Raw genomic sequence first — 14,104 nt, 5'->3', positions numbered from 1 at the left:
GCCTGCTCGCGAAGGGGTCAATCAATAACACACCTTCTGGATCCCTCACCGCAACCCATCCCGAAACTGCCCCGGCGTCATCCCCGTCCAGCGCTTGAACGCCCGGCTGAAGCTGCTGGTATCGGCAAACCCGAGCAAATAACTCACTTCACTCAATGAGCATTGCGGATCGCGCAGGTGCAGCAGCGCGAGGTTTTCGCGGCTTTCGTTGAGCAGCGTGTCGAACCGGCAACCTTCGTCGGCCAAGTGCCGTTGCAGGCTGCGCAGGCTCAGGTGCAGGGTCTGGGCGATGCGTTCGGCGCTGGGTTCGCCTTCGGGCAGTTGCTCTTCAATCGCGTCGCGCACTTTACGTTCCCAGGTCAGCGGTTTGAGCTGGGCGAGGGTGCGTTTGAGCACGGTTTCGTTGTGTTCGGCGAGTTCCGGGTTGGCGTCGTCGAGGTGACTTTCGAAGTCGATGAGGGCGAATTCCAGGCGATCCTCCTCGGCAGCAAAATGCACCGGCGAGCGGAACACCTTGTGCCATTGGTGCGGGTCCGCCGGTTCCGGCCGGCGCAAATACACCGCCAGCGGCGCATATTCGCGGCCCAGTCGATTGCGGCAGGTGCGCACGTAGATCGCGGCGAAAGCATCGATGGCTTCAAACGCTGGCGCGGGATTGCCTGACGGAACTTTCAGATGAAAACGGTAGCGGTCCTCGGCGCGAATCAGTTCCAGTTCCAGCGCATCGCTGACCACCTGGTGATAACGCACGATGCGCTCGAACACCTCACGCAAACTGGCGCTGGCCACCAGCGCATAACCGAGTGCATGGAAGGTGGTCGGGCTGACGAAACGCGACACGCGCAGGCCGATTGCCGGATCGCCGCTGACTTGCACGGCGATTTCCCACAGGCGCGTGGTGTTGGACAACGGATAACGGGCGTTAGGGTCGTCCATCAACTGCGGGTCGAGCCCCGCCTGTTGGCACAGAGCGGTGCTGTCCAGGCCCAGCGCATCGAGCTGCTTGCGCAGGGCGCGGGTCCAACTGGCGAGGGAGGTCGGTTCAGTCATGTTGATTGGCGCTTCCGGTCAACAGGTTGGCGCTCACAGCTACTACACTTGCAGAGTTCACAAGCGAGGATGTGAGCATCAATAACCAGAGGATGGAAGCATGGACGGTACTTCTGCAAGTCCCCAGCGACTGAATGCAGGCCAGCGATCAGCGCATATTCGCGAAGTGGTGCTGGCCAGAGGCGTTGAACTGCGCAAACGCTACCCGATTCTTGATCATCAGGACGCCTTGGGCGCCGGCATTCTGGCCTTCGCGCTGGCCGGGATGATCGGTTCGGCGGCGCTCTACATCAACGGCCACATGGCGTGGTGGGTGTGCCTGCTGCTCAACGCGTTTTTCGCGTCGTTGACCCACGAGCTCGAGCACGACCTGATCCACAGCATGTATTTCCGCAAACAACGCGTGCCGCACAACCTGATGATGGGCCTGGTGTGGCTGGCGCGGCCGAGCACGATCAACCCGTGGATTCGGCGGCATCTGCACCTCAACCATCACAAAGTCTCCGGCACTGAAAGCGACATGGAAGAACGCGCCATCACCAACGGCGAGCCGTGGGGCATCGCGCGATTATTGATGGTCGGCGACAACATGATGTCGGCGTTCATCCGCCTGCTGCGGGCGAAAACCTTGGCGCACAAGCTGAGTATTTTGGAGCGCGTGCTCAAGGTTTACGCGCCGTTGGCGTTGCTGCATTGGGGCGCGTGGTACGTGTTTCTGGGCTTCCATGCGGCCAACGGCGTCGCCCACTTGCTCGGCGCACCGATCGAATGGTCGGCGACCACGTTGTCAGTGATGCACGTCATCGACATCGCGGTAGTGGTGATCATCGGCCCGAACGTGCTGCGCACTTTTTGCCTGCACTTTGTCAGCTCCAACATGCACTACTACGGCGATATCGAGCCGGGCAATGTGATCCAGCAAACCCAAGTGCTGAACCCATGGTGGATGTGGCCGCTGCAGGCGTTCTGCTTCAACTTCGGCAGCAGCCACGGGATTCATCATTTCGTGGTGAAAGAACCCTTCTACATCCGCCAGATGACCGTGCCGGTGGCGCATAAAGTCATGCGCGAGATGGGCGTTCGGTTCAATGACTTCGGCACCTTTGCCCGGGCGAACCGCTTTGTGCGCAAGGAAGAAACACAGTCGCAACCGCTAGACGGTGTGCGGGTCTGATGGCCTCTTCGCGGGCAAGCCTCGCTCCCACGTGAACCTCCATCACCTGTAGGAGCGAGGCTAGCCCGCGAAGGCGTCCGATCCTTCAGCAAGCAATAAACGACAGCGGCAGATCCCGGATCTGCACCGCTGCGCTCGGTTGGTAATGGTCGTCGCTGGTGAGTTCGTGCAGCAGTTCTTCGCGCCGTTGGTGGAAGTCGAAACTGCTGCGCTGGCGCGGGTGGGGCAGGGCGATGTCGACCACTTGTTTGATCCGGCCGGGGCGCGGCTCCATGACCACCACGCGGTCGGCGAGGAAGATGGCTTCTTCGACATCGTGAGTGACCAGAATGGTGGTGATTTTCGCCCGCGCGCGGATCGCCAGCAGCTCGTCCTGCATCTGCTGGCGGGTCAGCGCGTCGAGGGCGCCGAACGGTTCGTCGAGCAGCAGGATCCGTGGGCTGGCGACCAGTCCGCGGGCGATTGCCACCCTTTGCGCCATGCCGCCGGAGAGCTGATGCGGATAGGCGCGGGTGAAGTCGGTGAGGCCCACCAGTTCGATGAAATCGTTCACGCGCTGGTGTTTTTGCTCGGCGCTCAATGGCTCGTTGACCAGGCCCAAACCGATGTTGTCGGCGACCGTCAGCCACGGGAACAAGCGGTGTTCCTGGAAGACGATCCCGCGTTCGCTGCCGATGCCGCTGACGGCTTTGCCGTCCACGCTGATGTGCCCGCGAAATTCGGTGTCGAGCCCGACCAGCAATCGCAGCAAAGTCGATTTGCCGCAGCCGCTGGAACCGACGATGGCGACGAATTCGCCCTCGGCAATGTCCAGGTTGAATTCGCGAATCGCTTCCAGTTCGAAGCCGTCGACGTCGAAGGATTTGCCGACATGGTTGAAGCTGACAATCGGTGCGTTCATGCGTGTCTCCAGCGAGTGGCGCGGATTTCCAGGCGTTGGCCAATAAGGTTGAGGAGCGCGCCGGTGAGGCCGACCAGCAGCATGCCGGCCATGATCAGGTCCATGCGCAGCAGTTGTTGCGCGCCGATCATCTGGCTACCGATGCCGCCGTTGGACGGCATGAAATATTCGGCGCCGATGTTGCCGAGCCAGGCGTAGATCAGGCTCAGGCGCAGGCCGGCGAAAATCCCTGGCGCGGCGCCCGGCAAGACCAAGCGGCGCAAACGTTGTGCCAAGGTCAGGCGCAGCACTTGCGCCGCTTCATTGAGTTGCGGCGAGAGGTTGGCGACGCTGCGTTGGGTGGCGATGAACAGCGGGAAAAACGCCGCGAGCGCGACGAACACCCACTTGGCCAATTCGCCCAGACCGAACCACGCGGTCAGCAGCGGCACCCAGGCGAAAATCGCAATCTGGCGGATCGCCGCGAGCGTCGGGCCGAGCACCCGTTCACTGCTGCGCGACAACCCGAGCAGCAAACCGACGGCAAATCCGAGACCGCCACCGAGCAGCAAACCGCCGAGCGTGCGTCCCAGGCTCAGGGCCATGCCGCCGATCAACGTGCCATCGAGCAAGCCATGCCCAGTGGTTTCCAGCACCACCAGTGGGCTGACCAAAATGTTCGCGTCGACCCATTGCTGATCCGACGCCACTTGCCACAGCGCCAGCAGCGCTAACGGCAGCAGCCACGGTTGCAGCCGTTGCCAACCGGCATAACGCGGGCCGCGACGAATCTCTGCGGTCGCCGGGTGTGGCCAGTGCACCAGTTTTTTGTCGAGCCAACCGATGCCGCGATCCATCGTCACGCCGATCAAACCGATGACCACGATCACCACAAAAACGATGTCGAGCATGAACAACTGCCGCGCCCACACCATCAGAAAACCGATGCCTTCGCTGGAGGCCAGCAACTCCACCGCGAGCAACGACGTCCAACCGGCAGCCAACGCCAAACGCACGCCAGCCATGAATGCCGGCAGCGCGGCGGGCAGCACCAGGCGCCGGATCAACACGTGAGTCGGCAGGCGCAGGACGGCAGAGGCTTCGCGCAATTTCGGTTGTGCATCGCGTACGCCGACCAGCGTGTGCAGGGTCACGGGCACCACAATCGCCTTCACCAGCACCACCAGTTTCAGCGTTTCGCCAATGCCGAAAAACACCATGAACAGCGGAATCCACGCCAGCGTCGGCACCTGCGCCAACCCGGCAAATGACGGAAACACCAGACGCTCCAGACGTCGGCTGAAACCCAGCGCTGCACCCAACGCGGCGCCCGCGCTGACCCCGGCGAGCAAACCCCAGAACAGCCGTTGCAGGCTGATCCACAAGTGCCCCCAAATTTCACCTTGGGCCAGTTCGACTGCGCTGCTCCACACCAGCGATGGCGCCGGGAGGATTTGCTCGCTCATCCAGTGATTGCGGCTGGCCAGCCACCAAAGGGCAAACAGGCTGATGGGCAGTAACCATGGCAGCAGGCGTTGGCTGACGCTGGGCCACAAGCGCCGACGATTGAGCGGCGGCGCGGCCAGCGGCAGGCTGAGAAGGGAAACACGGGCCATGGGTGACCTCCGTTTTTGACCTTGTGTAGGAGCGAGGCTTGCCCGCGAAGGCGATGTGACGGTCCAGCATCAATGTTGAATGTGACGGCCTCTTCGCGGGCAAGCCTCGCTCCTACAGGGCTTCGATGTATGCAAAATTGATCTATAAAAAATTGAATCAATGCTATTGGGAGATAAGCGAGACCATTTAAGGCTTCCAGCCCACCCGCATCCAATGCATTCGAAGAATATTTTCGATGCTGTTTATGCATACCCTCCGCAGAGCCACGCTCTCCCCCGCATAGATCCAGATGATCTAAAAATGTGAATTTATAGTATTTAAGTGTCGCGACCGATTCAGCCTACGTTCTGCTCCTCAACGCCGTCGTCACCAGGAGCCGCACCCATGAATCGTCCCTTCAAACGTGTCATCAATCTGTTTGCCGCACCGGCGCTGGCAGGGTTAATCGCACTCAGCGCGCAGGCCGCTGAACTCAAGGAAATTCGCATCGCTGTGCCCGACCTTAGCGCCGGTACGCAGAACAGCGGCGGCGGGATTACCGATGTTTTGCGTGACCAGCAGATCTTCGAAAAGGCCTTCGCCGATCAAGGCATCAAGATTCAGTGGAGCTTCTTCAAGGGCGCCGGCCCGGTGATCAACGAGGCATTCGCCAACGGCCAGGTTGACCTCGCCTACCTCGGCGATCTGGCGGCGATTATCGGCAGGTCCAACGGCCTCGACACCCGGCTGCTCAGCGCCACCGCTCGCGGGGTCAAACAGTATCTGGGCGTGGTCCCCGGTTCGGGGATCAAGACGCTGCAAGACCTCAAAGGCAAACGCGTGGCGATCTTCCGTGGCACCGCCACGCAGTTGTCGTTCGATGCGGCGTTGGCCAGTCAGGGTTTGAGCGAGAAGGATGTGAAGGTCATCAACCTCGATTTCAGCGGCGCGGTAGCGGCGTTGGCGGCCAAGCAGATCGACGCGTCGTGGGGCAGCTCCGGGCTGACCGCGTTGCAGGCCAAAGGGCTGGCCGAGTTGCCGCTCAACACCAAGGACCTCGGCGGCGCCGGCAGTGTGCAAGCGGTGCTGGTCGGCAGTGGCAAGTTTGTCGACGAACACCCGGAAGCGGTTGCGAAATTGCTCAAGGCGCAGCAGCAAGCGGTGGACTGGCTGACCCAGGACGCCAACAAGGACGCCTACATTCAGCTGGTTTCGGGGCTGGCGAGTTATCCACCGATCATTCTTCAGCAGGATTTGGAGGATCAGAAACTCAGCGAAGTTTTCCCCTCGACGCTGGACCCGGTGTTCCTCGGCAAATTGCAGGATTCGGTGGACTTGGCGGCGCAGCAGCGGCTGATCCGCAAGCCGTTCAAAGTGAGCGACTGGGTGGCGCCGGAGTTGGCAGCCGCGAAGCTCTGAGATTTTAAGCGTCTGTTCTCACATCTTCGCGGGCAAGCCTCGCTCCTACAGGGCTTGCGCAAGCACTGTGGGAGCGAGGCTTGCCCGCGAAGAGGCCCTAAACCGCGACGCTGATCTGCTGTTTATCCACAGCCACCAACGTCTCGATCATCGCCCTTGCGGCCGGCGACAGTCTGAACCCGGTGCGGCTGACAATCCCGCATCGCGCGTTCATGCTTTCGATGTTCTGCGGCAAATTGCGCCAGTGCAGCAGCACCAGCGAACCCTGCGCCACGTCCTCGATAAACGCCTCTTCGGTGCCAATCCCAATCGCGTTCGACTGCAACACGATCTTCACCAGCGCCGGGAAGTGTTCAGTCTCGATGGTCGGTGAAAAATCCATCCGTCCACTGAGGTTCGCCAGCAGTTTGCGGATGCCCGGCGGGATCAGCGTGGTCGCCAGCGGATAGTCGAACATGTCGTTGGTCGAGAGGCTGTCCTTGACCAGCAATGGATGCCCCGGCCGGCAAAAAAATACGCCGCGCTTGGGCGTCAGTGCCTGAGTCTGGAAGTTCGGGTCAGCCTCGAAATGGCGGATGTCGGCGATGAAGAATTCGATCTCTTCGCGGCTTAACGCGCGGCTGAGTTTTTCCCAGTTATCCACTTGAAAACAGGTGCGCACTTTCGGGTGCGCGTTGATGAATTGCGCCACTGCATCCGGCACCAGTTTCACCGCCGGCGCCGGGCCGCAACCGAAGCGCAATTCGCCGGCATCGAGCTTGGTCATCTGCGTCACTTCCGCGCTGAGCAGCGCCGCGCCTTGCACCAGGGTCAAGGCGTGTTGCAGCACCACCTGACCCTCGGGCGTGGGGCGCAAATCCTTGTTGCCACGGTCCACCAGCACACAGCCGAACTCTTGCTCCAGCCCTTGAATACTGCGGCTGAACGCCGGTTGAGTGATGCCCATGGCGTCGGCCGCGCGGACAAAACTGCGGTGTTCGTTGAGGGCGATGAAGTAGCGCAACTGGCGAAGATCCATATGCTTTTCCGGCATCCTAAAAATAGCTCGAAGGCATTTGCGACGAGGGTTGCATGAGGTTTTAAATGCAAGCTCTTATTCCGTCAACGAAGCATGCAAATATCTGTTAGATCTAAATTGAATATAGATAGAGCGTTGTTTCGCTGGCGCTCAACCGTCAGCAGTCCGATCGAGGGTCTACCCATGAGCAATGCCGCTTTAGCTGTAAAACCCGCTGTCCACGCACTCGAAATCCACCCGGTAGCCGGTCGTATCGGCGCCGAGATTCGCGGCGTGCACCTCTCCGGTGAACTGGACGCCGCCACCGTCGAAGCCATTCAGCAAGCGCTGGTCGAGTACAAAGTAGTGTTCTTCCGCGAACAGACGCACCTCGACGATCAACGTCAGGAAGCCTTTGCGCACTTGCTCGGCGAGCCGGTGGCGCACCCGACCGTGCCGGTGCGCGACGGCACCCGTTACCTGCTCGAACTCGACGGCGCTGAAGGTCAGCGCGCCAACTCCTGGCACACCGACGTGACCTTCGTTGACGCGTACCCGAAAGCCTCGATCCTGCGCTCGGTGGTCGCCCCGGCTTACGGCGGCGACACCGTGTGGGCCAACACCGCGACCGCTTACAACGAACTGGCGCCGGAACTGCGTGAGCTCGCCGACAAGCTGACCGCGGTGCACAGCAACGAATATGACTACGCCAGCGCCAAGCCCGACGTGTCGGCGGAGAAGCTTGAGCGCTACCGCAAAGTCTTCACCTCCACCGTTTACGAGACCGAGCACCCGGTGGTTCGTGTGCACCCGATCAGCGGCGAAAAGAGCTTGCTGCTGGGGCATTTTGTGAAGCGCATCAAGGGTTACTCGCAAGCGGATTCGGCGCACTTGTTCGGGCTGCTGCAAAGCCATGTCACTCGTCTGGAAAACACCGTTCGCTGGCGCTGGCAGGCCGGTGATGTGGCGATCTGGGATAACCGTTCGACCCAGCATTACGCGGTGGATGATTACGGAACTCAGGACCGCGTGGTGCGCCGGGTGACGTTGAAAGGTGAAGTGCCGGTGGGCGTCGCGGGGCAGCGTAGCCAGACGATCAAAGGAGCGGAAATCGCCGGCGTCTGATCCGTCGCCATCGCGAGCAGGCTCGCTCTCACAGTGGATTGGTGTGTGCCACAACATCAGTGAATAGGCACAAACCCTGTGGGAGCGAGCTTGCTCGCGAAAGCGGCGTATCCATCAACCTGTTTATCGACTGACACTGCGCCATCGCGATCAAGCTCGCTCCCACAGTTGATCGGCTTACCACACGCCGATCTGGACCATTTTCTCGGTTTCCGGCTCGCCATAACGGAAGCGCTGCCCGCGCAGGTCAATCTCCTGATGGCTGATCGTGGTCCGGCGTTTCAACCCGCGCAGCCACTCGAACAAATACCCCGCATGCTCCTCGCGCACGGCCGCGAACGCCGGGTCCGCGCCCAGATCGTGCAATTCCTGCGGATCATTCAGCAGGTCAAACAACTGTGGGCGAAAGCCGTCATACGCCAGGTATTTCCAGCGCTCGCTGCGGACCATGGTCATGCGGCAGCGGTCGATCGGTTGCGCCAGTCGCTCGCGCGCCGGCGCCTGAAACGCGTAGTCGTATTCACTGATCGCATAGCGCCGCCAATCGGTTTCGACGCCGTGCAGCAACGGGATCAGCGAACGGCCTTCGAGCCGGTGATCGGCGCTGGGCAAACCGAGGGCCTGAAGAAATGTCGGCAAGGCATCGATGGTTTCCACCAGTCGATCATCCACCGAACCACGGGTGACATCCGCCGCCGCCCTCGGGTCGCGCACGATCAGCGGAATGCCCACCGCGGGCTCGAGCAAAAACTCTTTCTCGCCCAAATAGTGATCGCCGAGGAAGTCGCCGTGGTCGCTGGTGAAGACAATCAGCGTGTCGTCCCAGCGCCCGTTGCTCTGGAGAAAATCGAACAGGCGCCCGAGCTGATCATCCACCTGTTTGATCAAACCCATGTAGGTCGGCACCACGTTCAACCGCACCTCGTCGCGGGAAAAATTCAGGCTCTCCTCATGTTGGCGAAACGCCTCGTACACCGGGTGATCGCTGGTTTCACCGGCCGCCGCGCGCACCGGCGCAATCACTTGATCGGCGCCGTACAGCGCGTGATACGGCGCCGGGGCGATGTATGGCCAGTGCGGCTTGATGTACGACAGGTGCAGGCACCACGGCTGCGCGCCTTGCTCGGCGATAAAGTCGATGGCGCGGTCGGTGGTGTAGACCGTTTCCGAATGCTGCTCGGGGACGCGCGCGGGCAGATGGGCGTTGCGCATTTGCCAGCCGCTGAGGATTTCGCCGTTATCTCCTTCGGCGGCATTCGCCCAGTCGTGCCATGGGTTGAGCCCGTCAAAACCGTGTTCGCGCAGGTAATGCGTGTAGGGCGCGGACTCGCGTTTGTCGGCGAAAATCGGGTCGTCGGGAAAGATCCCGTCGTGGCGCAAGAACGCCTCGAAGCCGACCTCGTTCAAATCCTCCGCTTGCGCGCTGTCAGGGTCGATGGCCAGGCGTTGCAACGCCTCCAGATTGGGCGTGGCGTGGGTCTTGCCGACCAGCGCGGTGCGGATGCCGTGCGGGCGCAGATAGTCGCCGATGGTCAATTCTTCGAGGGGCAACGGCACCGCGTTCCACGCCACTTGATGGCTGCTGACGTAACGGCCGGTGTAGGCGGACATGCGCGAGGGTCCGCAGATCGTGCCTTGGGTGTAGGCACGGCTGAAACGCACGCCGGCCGCGGCCAGGCGATCGATGTTAGGCGTGTGCAAATGCGGATGGCCGTAGCACGACAGGTAATCGCGGCGCAGCTGGTCGCACATGATGTACAGCACGTTACGCACGGGTTTTTCGGGGTTGGACATGGGGTTCACCAATCAGAAGACAGGCGAGGTTTTTCGCTGTTGCGGTGGGGTTGAGGCAAGTGCATTTGGGGAATGAGTTTTATGCAGGGATTGCATCGGCGGCCAGAAAATCGCCATCGCGGGCAAGCCTTGCTCCTACAGGTCCGAGCACGACACAAAACCGTAGGAGCAAAGCTTGCTCGCGATAGCGGTATGTCAGACAGCCAGATTCTCCAGCGAACACACCTCTTCATCCCGCGCATCCACTTCTTTGATCTGCGCAATCATCGCCTCGGCCAGCGGCGATAAACGATACCCCGCGCGGCTGACAATCCCGTAGCGCGTATACAGCTCCTCCAGGTCATCGGCCAGCCCGTCAATCCTCAAACAGACCAATTCACCCTTCGCGTGATGCAGCGCGTCCGAGTACGCGCCGACGATGCCGATGGCGTCAGAGCGCATCACCACACTGAGCAAGCTATAGCTGTTTTCGCATTCCACATTCGGGGTGAAATCCGGGCGGCCGCTCAAGTCGACGATGACTTTGCGCAGGTTCGGCGGACGGATGCTCACGGCCATCGGATAGCTCATCAACTCCGCCGCGCTGATACGTTCGCGCGCCGCCAGCGGGTGTCCGGCGCGGCAGCAGAAATGCCATTTGCGCGGGCGCAGACGCTGGGTCAGGTAGTCCGGATCGGCCTCGAAATAACGCGTGTCGGCGACGAAAAATTCGAACTCCTCACTCAGCAGCCGCTTGCTCAGACTCTGCCAGTCATCGACTTGAAACTGCACCCGCGCTTTCGGGTAGCGCCCGATAAAACTGGCGATCGCGCGCGGGATCAAGCCCGCCGCCGGTGCCGGGCCGCAACCGAAGCGCAACTCCCCAGCCTCGAGGCCATTGAACTGGCTGATCTCGTTGGCCATTTGCTGCGCGCCGCTGACCAGTCGCCGCGCATGTTCGAGCAGCATCTGCCCCTGCTTGGTCGGCGCCAGATCCTTGCGGCCGCGATCGACCAACTGACAGCCGACGCTGTGCTCCAGCGCCTGGATGCTGCGGCTGAAGGCCGATTGCGAGAGGTTCACCGCCAACGCCCCCGCGACGAAGCTGCGCTGGTCAGCGAGGGCGATGAAGTGTCGGAGTTGGCGCAGATCGATATGCATTTTTCACATAAAAAATATCGGGCGAATGCATTGGATATGCATCAGGTGGACTCCTTATAAAGGCAATCTCTTATGCAGTAAATCTTTGTAAAAACATAAATAAATAACTTAAAAGAATATGCAGTGCTGAACGTCGTTGCGTGTTTTTTGATCAGGAGCCGCCTCATGAGTCCGTTGAACCTCGCTTCACCCGTATCCCCCCGACGGCTCAAACGCCTGCCCTTGGCGCTATTACTGGCGAGCAGCGCCCAGGCTTACGCAGCGCAGCCGGCAACTACCGCCGCAGCGCCTGCCGGCAAAACCGCCGCCGACAGTGCGCAACTGGAAACCGTCACTGTCACCACGCGCCGCCGCGAAGAAAGTTCGCAGGATGTGCCGACACCCATGAGCGTGGTCAGCGGCCAGGCGCTGGAAACCCAGCGGGTTTATCGCATTCAGGATCTGCAGCAACTGGTGCCCAGCGTCAACGTTGCCTACATGCATGCGCGGCAATCCAGCGTGTCGATTCGCGGGCTCGGCAACAACCCGGCCAGCGACGGTCTGGAGGGCAGCGTCGGGCTCTACATCGACAACGTTTACCTCGGGCGGCCGGGCATGGCGGTGTTCGACTTGATGGACATCGAACAGCTCGAAGTGCTGCGCGGTCCGCAAGGCACGCTGTTCGGCAAGAACACCACGGCGGGGGTGATCAACATCAGCACGCGCGCGCCGTCGTTCACCCCGGAGCGCAGCATCGAAACGTCGGTCGGCGAGGACGGTTATTTCCAGACCAAAGGGACGATTTCCGGACCGCTCAACGATGAACTCGCCGGACGATTTTCGGCCTATCGCACGCGCAGCGACGGCGACATCAAAAACGAATTCAATGGCCACGACTTGAACGGCGGCTCGCGCGAAGGCTTTCGTGGACAGTTGCTGTACAAGCCCAACGAGTCGTTCAACCTGCGCTGGATCGGCGATTACAACGAAGAGGATTCCAGCGCCGGCACCCGCGTGTTGTACAACACCGGGCCGACCATCAATGGCGTCAACCTTTATGAATCACGCGCCGCTGCGGCGGGCGCGACGCTGGTCAACGGCTCGCATCGCAAGGTCAATCTGGACAACGATCAACACGTCACCGTGCATCAGGGCGGCACCTCGCTGGAGGCAAACTGGAGCTTGCCGAGCGACTTTACCCTGACCTCGATCAGCTCCTACCGCTGGTGGAATTTCACCCCGCGCAACGACGATGGCTTGAACGTGCCGGCGAGCTACAACGCCGGGGTTTCGGTGGAAGACAAACAGTATTCGCAGGAATTTCGCTTGGCTTCGCCCAAGGGTGAATTCTTCGATTACGTGCTCGGCGCGTACTACTTCGGCAACGATCTGGACAACAAATCCTTCGCCAATTACGGCCCGCAAGCGGACATCTGGAACGGCACCCCGGCGGGCGCACTGGCCAACGTCGACAGCGTCGGCAAGGGCCACATCAAGACCGACAGTTTTGCGCTGTTTGCCCAAGGCACCTGGCACCTCACGCCACGCCTGGATTTCACTGCCGGCGTGCGCGGCACTTATGAAGAGAAAAACGCCTCGGTGACCCGCGCGGCACCGGTCGGTGGCGCCGCAGTGACCGGCGCAGCGGCGACGGCGCGACGTGGGCGTACCGGCGCTTACGACTCCGGTGATTTGAATCAGTACAGCGCCAGCCCTTCAGGCTTGTTGAACCTCAGTTATCGCTTCACCGATGACGTGCTCGGCTACGCCACCTTGTCTCACGGCGAGAAGGCCGGCGGGGTCAACCTCGCGGTCGGCTCTGCCCCGACGGCGGGCGCCGACTCGCTGCTGATCGGCACCGAGCGCGCGAACAACGCCGAACTCGGTTTCAAAAGCACCCTGTGGGACCGCCGTCTGCAACTCAACGCCAACGTGTTCTGGACCCAGGTCAACGCCTACCAGACCAACGCCTATGACGCCGACAATCGCGTGCAATACCTGACCAACGCCGGCTCGGTGCGCTCACGCGGCGTCGAATTCGAAAGCACCCTGGTGCCGCTGCGGGGCCTGACGCTGAACATCAATGGCTCGTACAACGACGTCAGTTACCTCTCGTACAAAGACGCGCCATGCCCGCCGGAAATCAGCCAGGCACCGGGCGCCCCGGCGTCGTGCGACCTCAGCGGCCACCAGGTGGTGGGCGCGTCGAAATGGATCGGCAACGCCAACGGCGAATACAAATGGAACCTGAGCAGCGGCCTCGAAGAATACGTCACCGCCAGCTACGCGTTCCGCTCCAAAGCCGTCGGCACCGTGGAAGATTCCGACTACGGGCAGATCCCGAGTTACGCCGTGGTCAACCTCTCCACCGGCCTGCGCGGCGACTTCAACCAAGGCCAGTGGGACGTCTCGCTGTGGCTGAAAAACGCCTTCGACAAAACCTATTACACGACCCTCTGGACCGGCGGCAACGGCGGTTATGAAGGCCTGCTCGGAACCCCGCGCACCCTCGGCCTGACCGGTCGCTACGACTTCTGATTCGTGATTTGGCTGTCGTAGGTTTTTCAATATAGGAAGGGTCTGACTGAGGTTGACGATCCTTCCTACATCAATACTTTTTCCCCGTTGATAACGTGCCCGCCAGTTTTCGCGTGCACAGACCACGGACGGTTTGGATATCGCGCTCATTTCCTCTTTGCTTAAGGATAAGCGTATGTTCCGGCCGGCCAATGCGGCGCATTTCTCGTTGCACATTCCCGCGGTTCGTCATGATTTAAAGGTGCTGGCGTTTGCCGGCACCGAGGCGATCAGCGCCTTGTACGCGATCCAGATTGAGCTGGTCAGCGAACACCCGGATTTCGATATAGAAAGCCTGCTCAGCCAACCGGCGTTTCTGCAGTTCGGGGTCAACGGCGAAGGGCTGCACGGGCGGATCGAAGATGTCTGGGTG

At 61.0% G+C, this 14,104-nt stretch carries 10 protein-coding genes and 1 pseudogene; 5 read left to right on the top strand and 6 right to left on the bottom strand.

What is annotated here, in order from left to right:
- Positions 1–45 precede the first annotated feature (45 nt).
- Positions 46–1,050: an AraC family transcriptional regulator gene (locus BI292_RS09735; RefSeq protein ID WP_092275098.1), complete on the bottom strand. Its 1,005-nt coding sequence runs from the start codon at positions 1,048–1,050 to the stop codon at positions 46–48.
- A gap of 100 nt (positions 1,051–1,150) precedes the next feature.
- Here BI292_RS09735 and BI292_RS09730 point away from each other — a divergent pair, with 100 nt between their 5' ends.
- The gene (locus tag BI292_RS09730; RefSeq protein ID WP_101207750.1) at positions 1,151–2,224 is read left to right on the top strand and encodes a fatty acid desaturase; all 1,074 of its coding nucleotides are present in this window, start codon (positions 1,151–1,153) and stop codon (positions 2,222–2,224) included.
- 85 nt (positions 2,225–2,309) lie between these two features.
- Here the strand turns inward: BI292_RS09730 and BI292_RS09725 are convergent, their stop codons facing one another.
- Together BI292_RS09725 and BI292_RS09720 are read right to left on the bottom strand one after the other, a co-directional pair.
- Positions 2,310–3,125, bottom strand: coding sequence for an ABC transporter ATP-binding protein (locus BI292_RS09725; RefSeq protein ID WP_101207749.1), 816 nt, complete (start codon positions 3,123–3,125; stop codon positions 2,310–2,312).
- On the bottom strand, positions 3,122–4,720 hold the full coding sequence (locus tag BI292_RS09720; RefSeq protein ID WP_101207748.1) for an ABC transporter permease: 1,599 nt from the start codon (positions 4,718–4,720) through the stop codon (positions 3,122–3,124). The genes BI292_RS09725 and BI292_RS09720 overlap by 4 nt, the downstream gene beginning before the upstream one ends.
- Positions 4,721–5,105: 385 nt before the next feature.
- Here BI292_RS09720 and BI292_RS09715 point away from each other — a divergent pair, with 385 nt between their 5' ends.
- Positions 5,106–6,119, top strand: a complete 1,014-nt coding sequence (locus BI292_RS09715; RefSeq protein WP_101207747.1) for an ABC transporter substrate-binding protein — start codon at positions 5,106–5,108, stop codon at positions 6,117–6,119.
- A gap of 97 nt (positions 6,120–6,216) precedes the next feature.
- Here BI292_RS09715 and BI292_RS09710 read toward each other — a convergent pair whose 3' ends face one another.
- Positions 6,217–7,137, bottom strand: coding sequence for a LysR family transcriptional regulator (locus BI292_RS09710; RefSeq protein WP_101207746.1), 921 nt, complete (start codon positions 7,135–7,137; stop codon positions 6,217–6,219).
- Between the two features lie 183 nt (positions 7,138–7,320).
- Here BI292_RS09710 and BI292_RS09705 point away from each other — a divergent pair, with 183 nt between their 5' ends.
- On the top strand, positions 7,321–8,241 hold the full coding sequence (locus BI292_RS09705) for a TauD/TfdA family dioxygenase (RefSeq protein WP_101207745.1): 921 nt from the start codon (positions 7,321–7,323) through the stop codon (positions 8,239–8,241).
- A 177-nt stretch (positions 8,242–8,418) separates the two neighbouring features.
- Here the strand turns inward: BI292_RS09705 and BI292_RS09700 are convergent, their stop codons facing one another.
- A complete protein-coding gene (locus BI292_RS09700; protein ID WP_101207744.1) occupies positions 8,419–10,035 on the bottom strand; it encodes an alkaline phosphatase family protein in 1,617 nt (538 codons plus the stop codon).
- Between the two features lie 195 nt (positions 10,036–10,230).
- Entirely contained in the window at positions 10,231–11,175 is a 945-nt protein-coding gene (locus BI292_RS09695) for a LysR family transcriptional regulator (protein WP_101207743.1), read from the bottom strand.
- Positions 11,176–11,340: 165 nt separating this feature from the next.
- Here BI292_RS09695 and BI292_RS09690 point away from each other — a divergent pair, with 165 nt between their 5' ends.
- Entirely contained in the window at positions 11,341–13,692 is a 2,352-nt protein-coding gene (locus BI292_RS09690) for a TonB-dependent receptor (protein WP_101207742.1), read from the top strand.
- Positions 13,693–13,867: 175 nt separating this feature from the next.
- Positions 13,868–14,104, top strand: a pseudogene (locus BI292_RS09685) (phage late control D family protein); the annotation flags it as partial.

The sequence above is a fragment of the Pseudomonas sp. 43NM1 genome (assembly GCF_002836905.1).
In the GTDB taxonomy this organism is placed as follows: Bacteria; Pseudomonadota; Gammaproteobacteria; order Pseudomonadales; family Pseudomonadaceae; genus Aquipseudomonas; species Aquipseudomonas prosekii.
Note: the sequence above shows the minus strand (reverse complement) of the source record. Positions and strands in the feature narration are given on the sequence as shown.

Excerpts from the sequence above, each read along its gene's own strand:
- BI292_RS09735 (WP_092275098.1), bottom strand. The coding sequence starts at position 1,050 with ATGACTGAACCGACCTCCCTCGCCAGTTGGACCCGCGCCCTGCGCAAG.
- BI292_RS09730 (WP_101207750.1), top strand. The coding sequence starts at position 1,151 with ATGGACGGTACTTCTGCAAGTCCCCAGCGACTGAATGCAGGCCAGCGA.
- BI292_RS09725 (WP_101207749.1), bottom strand. The coding sequence starts at position 3,125 with ATGAACGCACCGATTGTCAGCTTCAACCATGTCGGCAAATCCTTCGAC.
- BI292_RS09720 (WP_101207748.1), bottom strand. The coding sequence starts at position 4,720 with ATGGCCCGTGTTTCCCTTCTCAGCCTGCCGCTGGCCGCGCCGCCGCTC.
- BI292_RS09715 (WP_101207747.1), top strand. The coding sequence starts at position 5,106 with ATGAATCGTCCCTTCAAACGTGTCATCAATCTGTTTGCCGCACCGGCG.
- BI292_RS09710 (WP_101207746.1), bottom strand. The coding sequence starts at position 7,137 with ATGGATCTTCGCCAGTTGCGCTACTTCATCGCCCTCAACGAACACCGC.
- BI292_RS09705 (WP_101207745.1), top strand. The coding sequence starts at position 7,321 with ATGAGCAATGCCGCTTTAGCTGTAAAACCCGCTGTCCACGCACTCGAA.
- BI292_RS09700 (WP_101207744.1), bottom strand. The coding sequence starts at position 10,035 with ATGTCCAACCCCGAAAAACCCGTGCGTAACGTGCTGTACATCATGTGC.
- BI292_RS09695 (WP_101207743.1), bottom strand. The coding sequence starts at position 11,175 with ATGCATATCGATCTGCGCCAACTCCGACACTTCATCGCCCTCGCTGAC.
- BI292_RS09690 (WP_101207742.1), top strand. The coding sequence starts at position 11,341 with ATGAGTCCGTTGAACCTCGCTTCACCCGTATCCCCCCGACGGCTCAAA.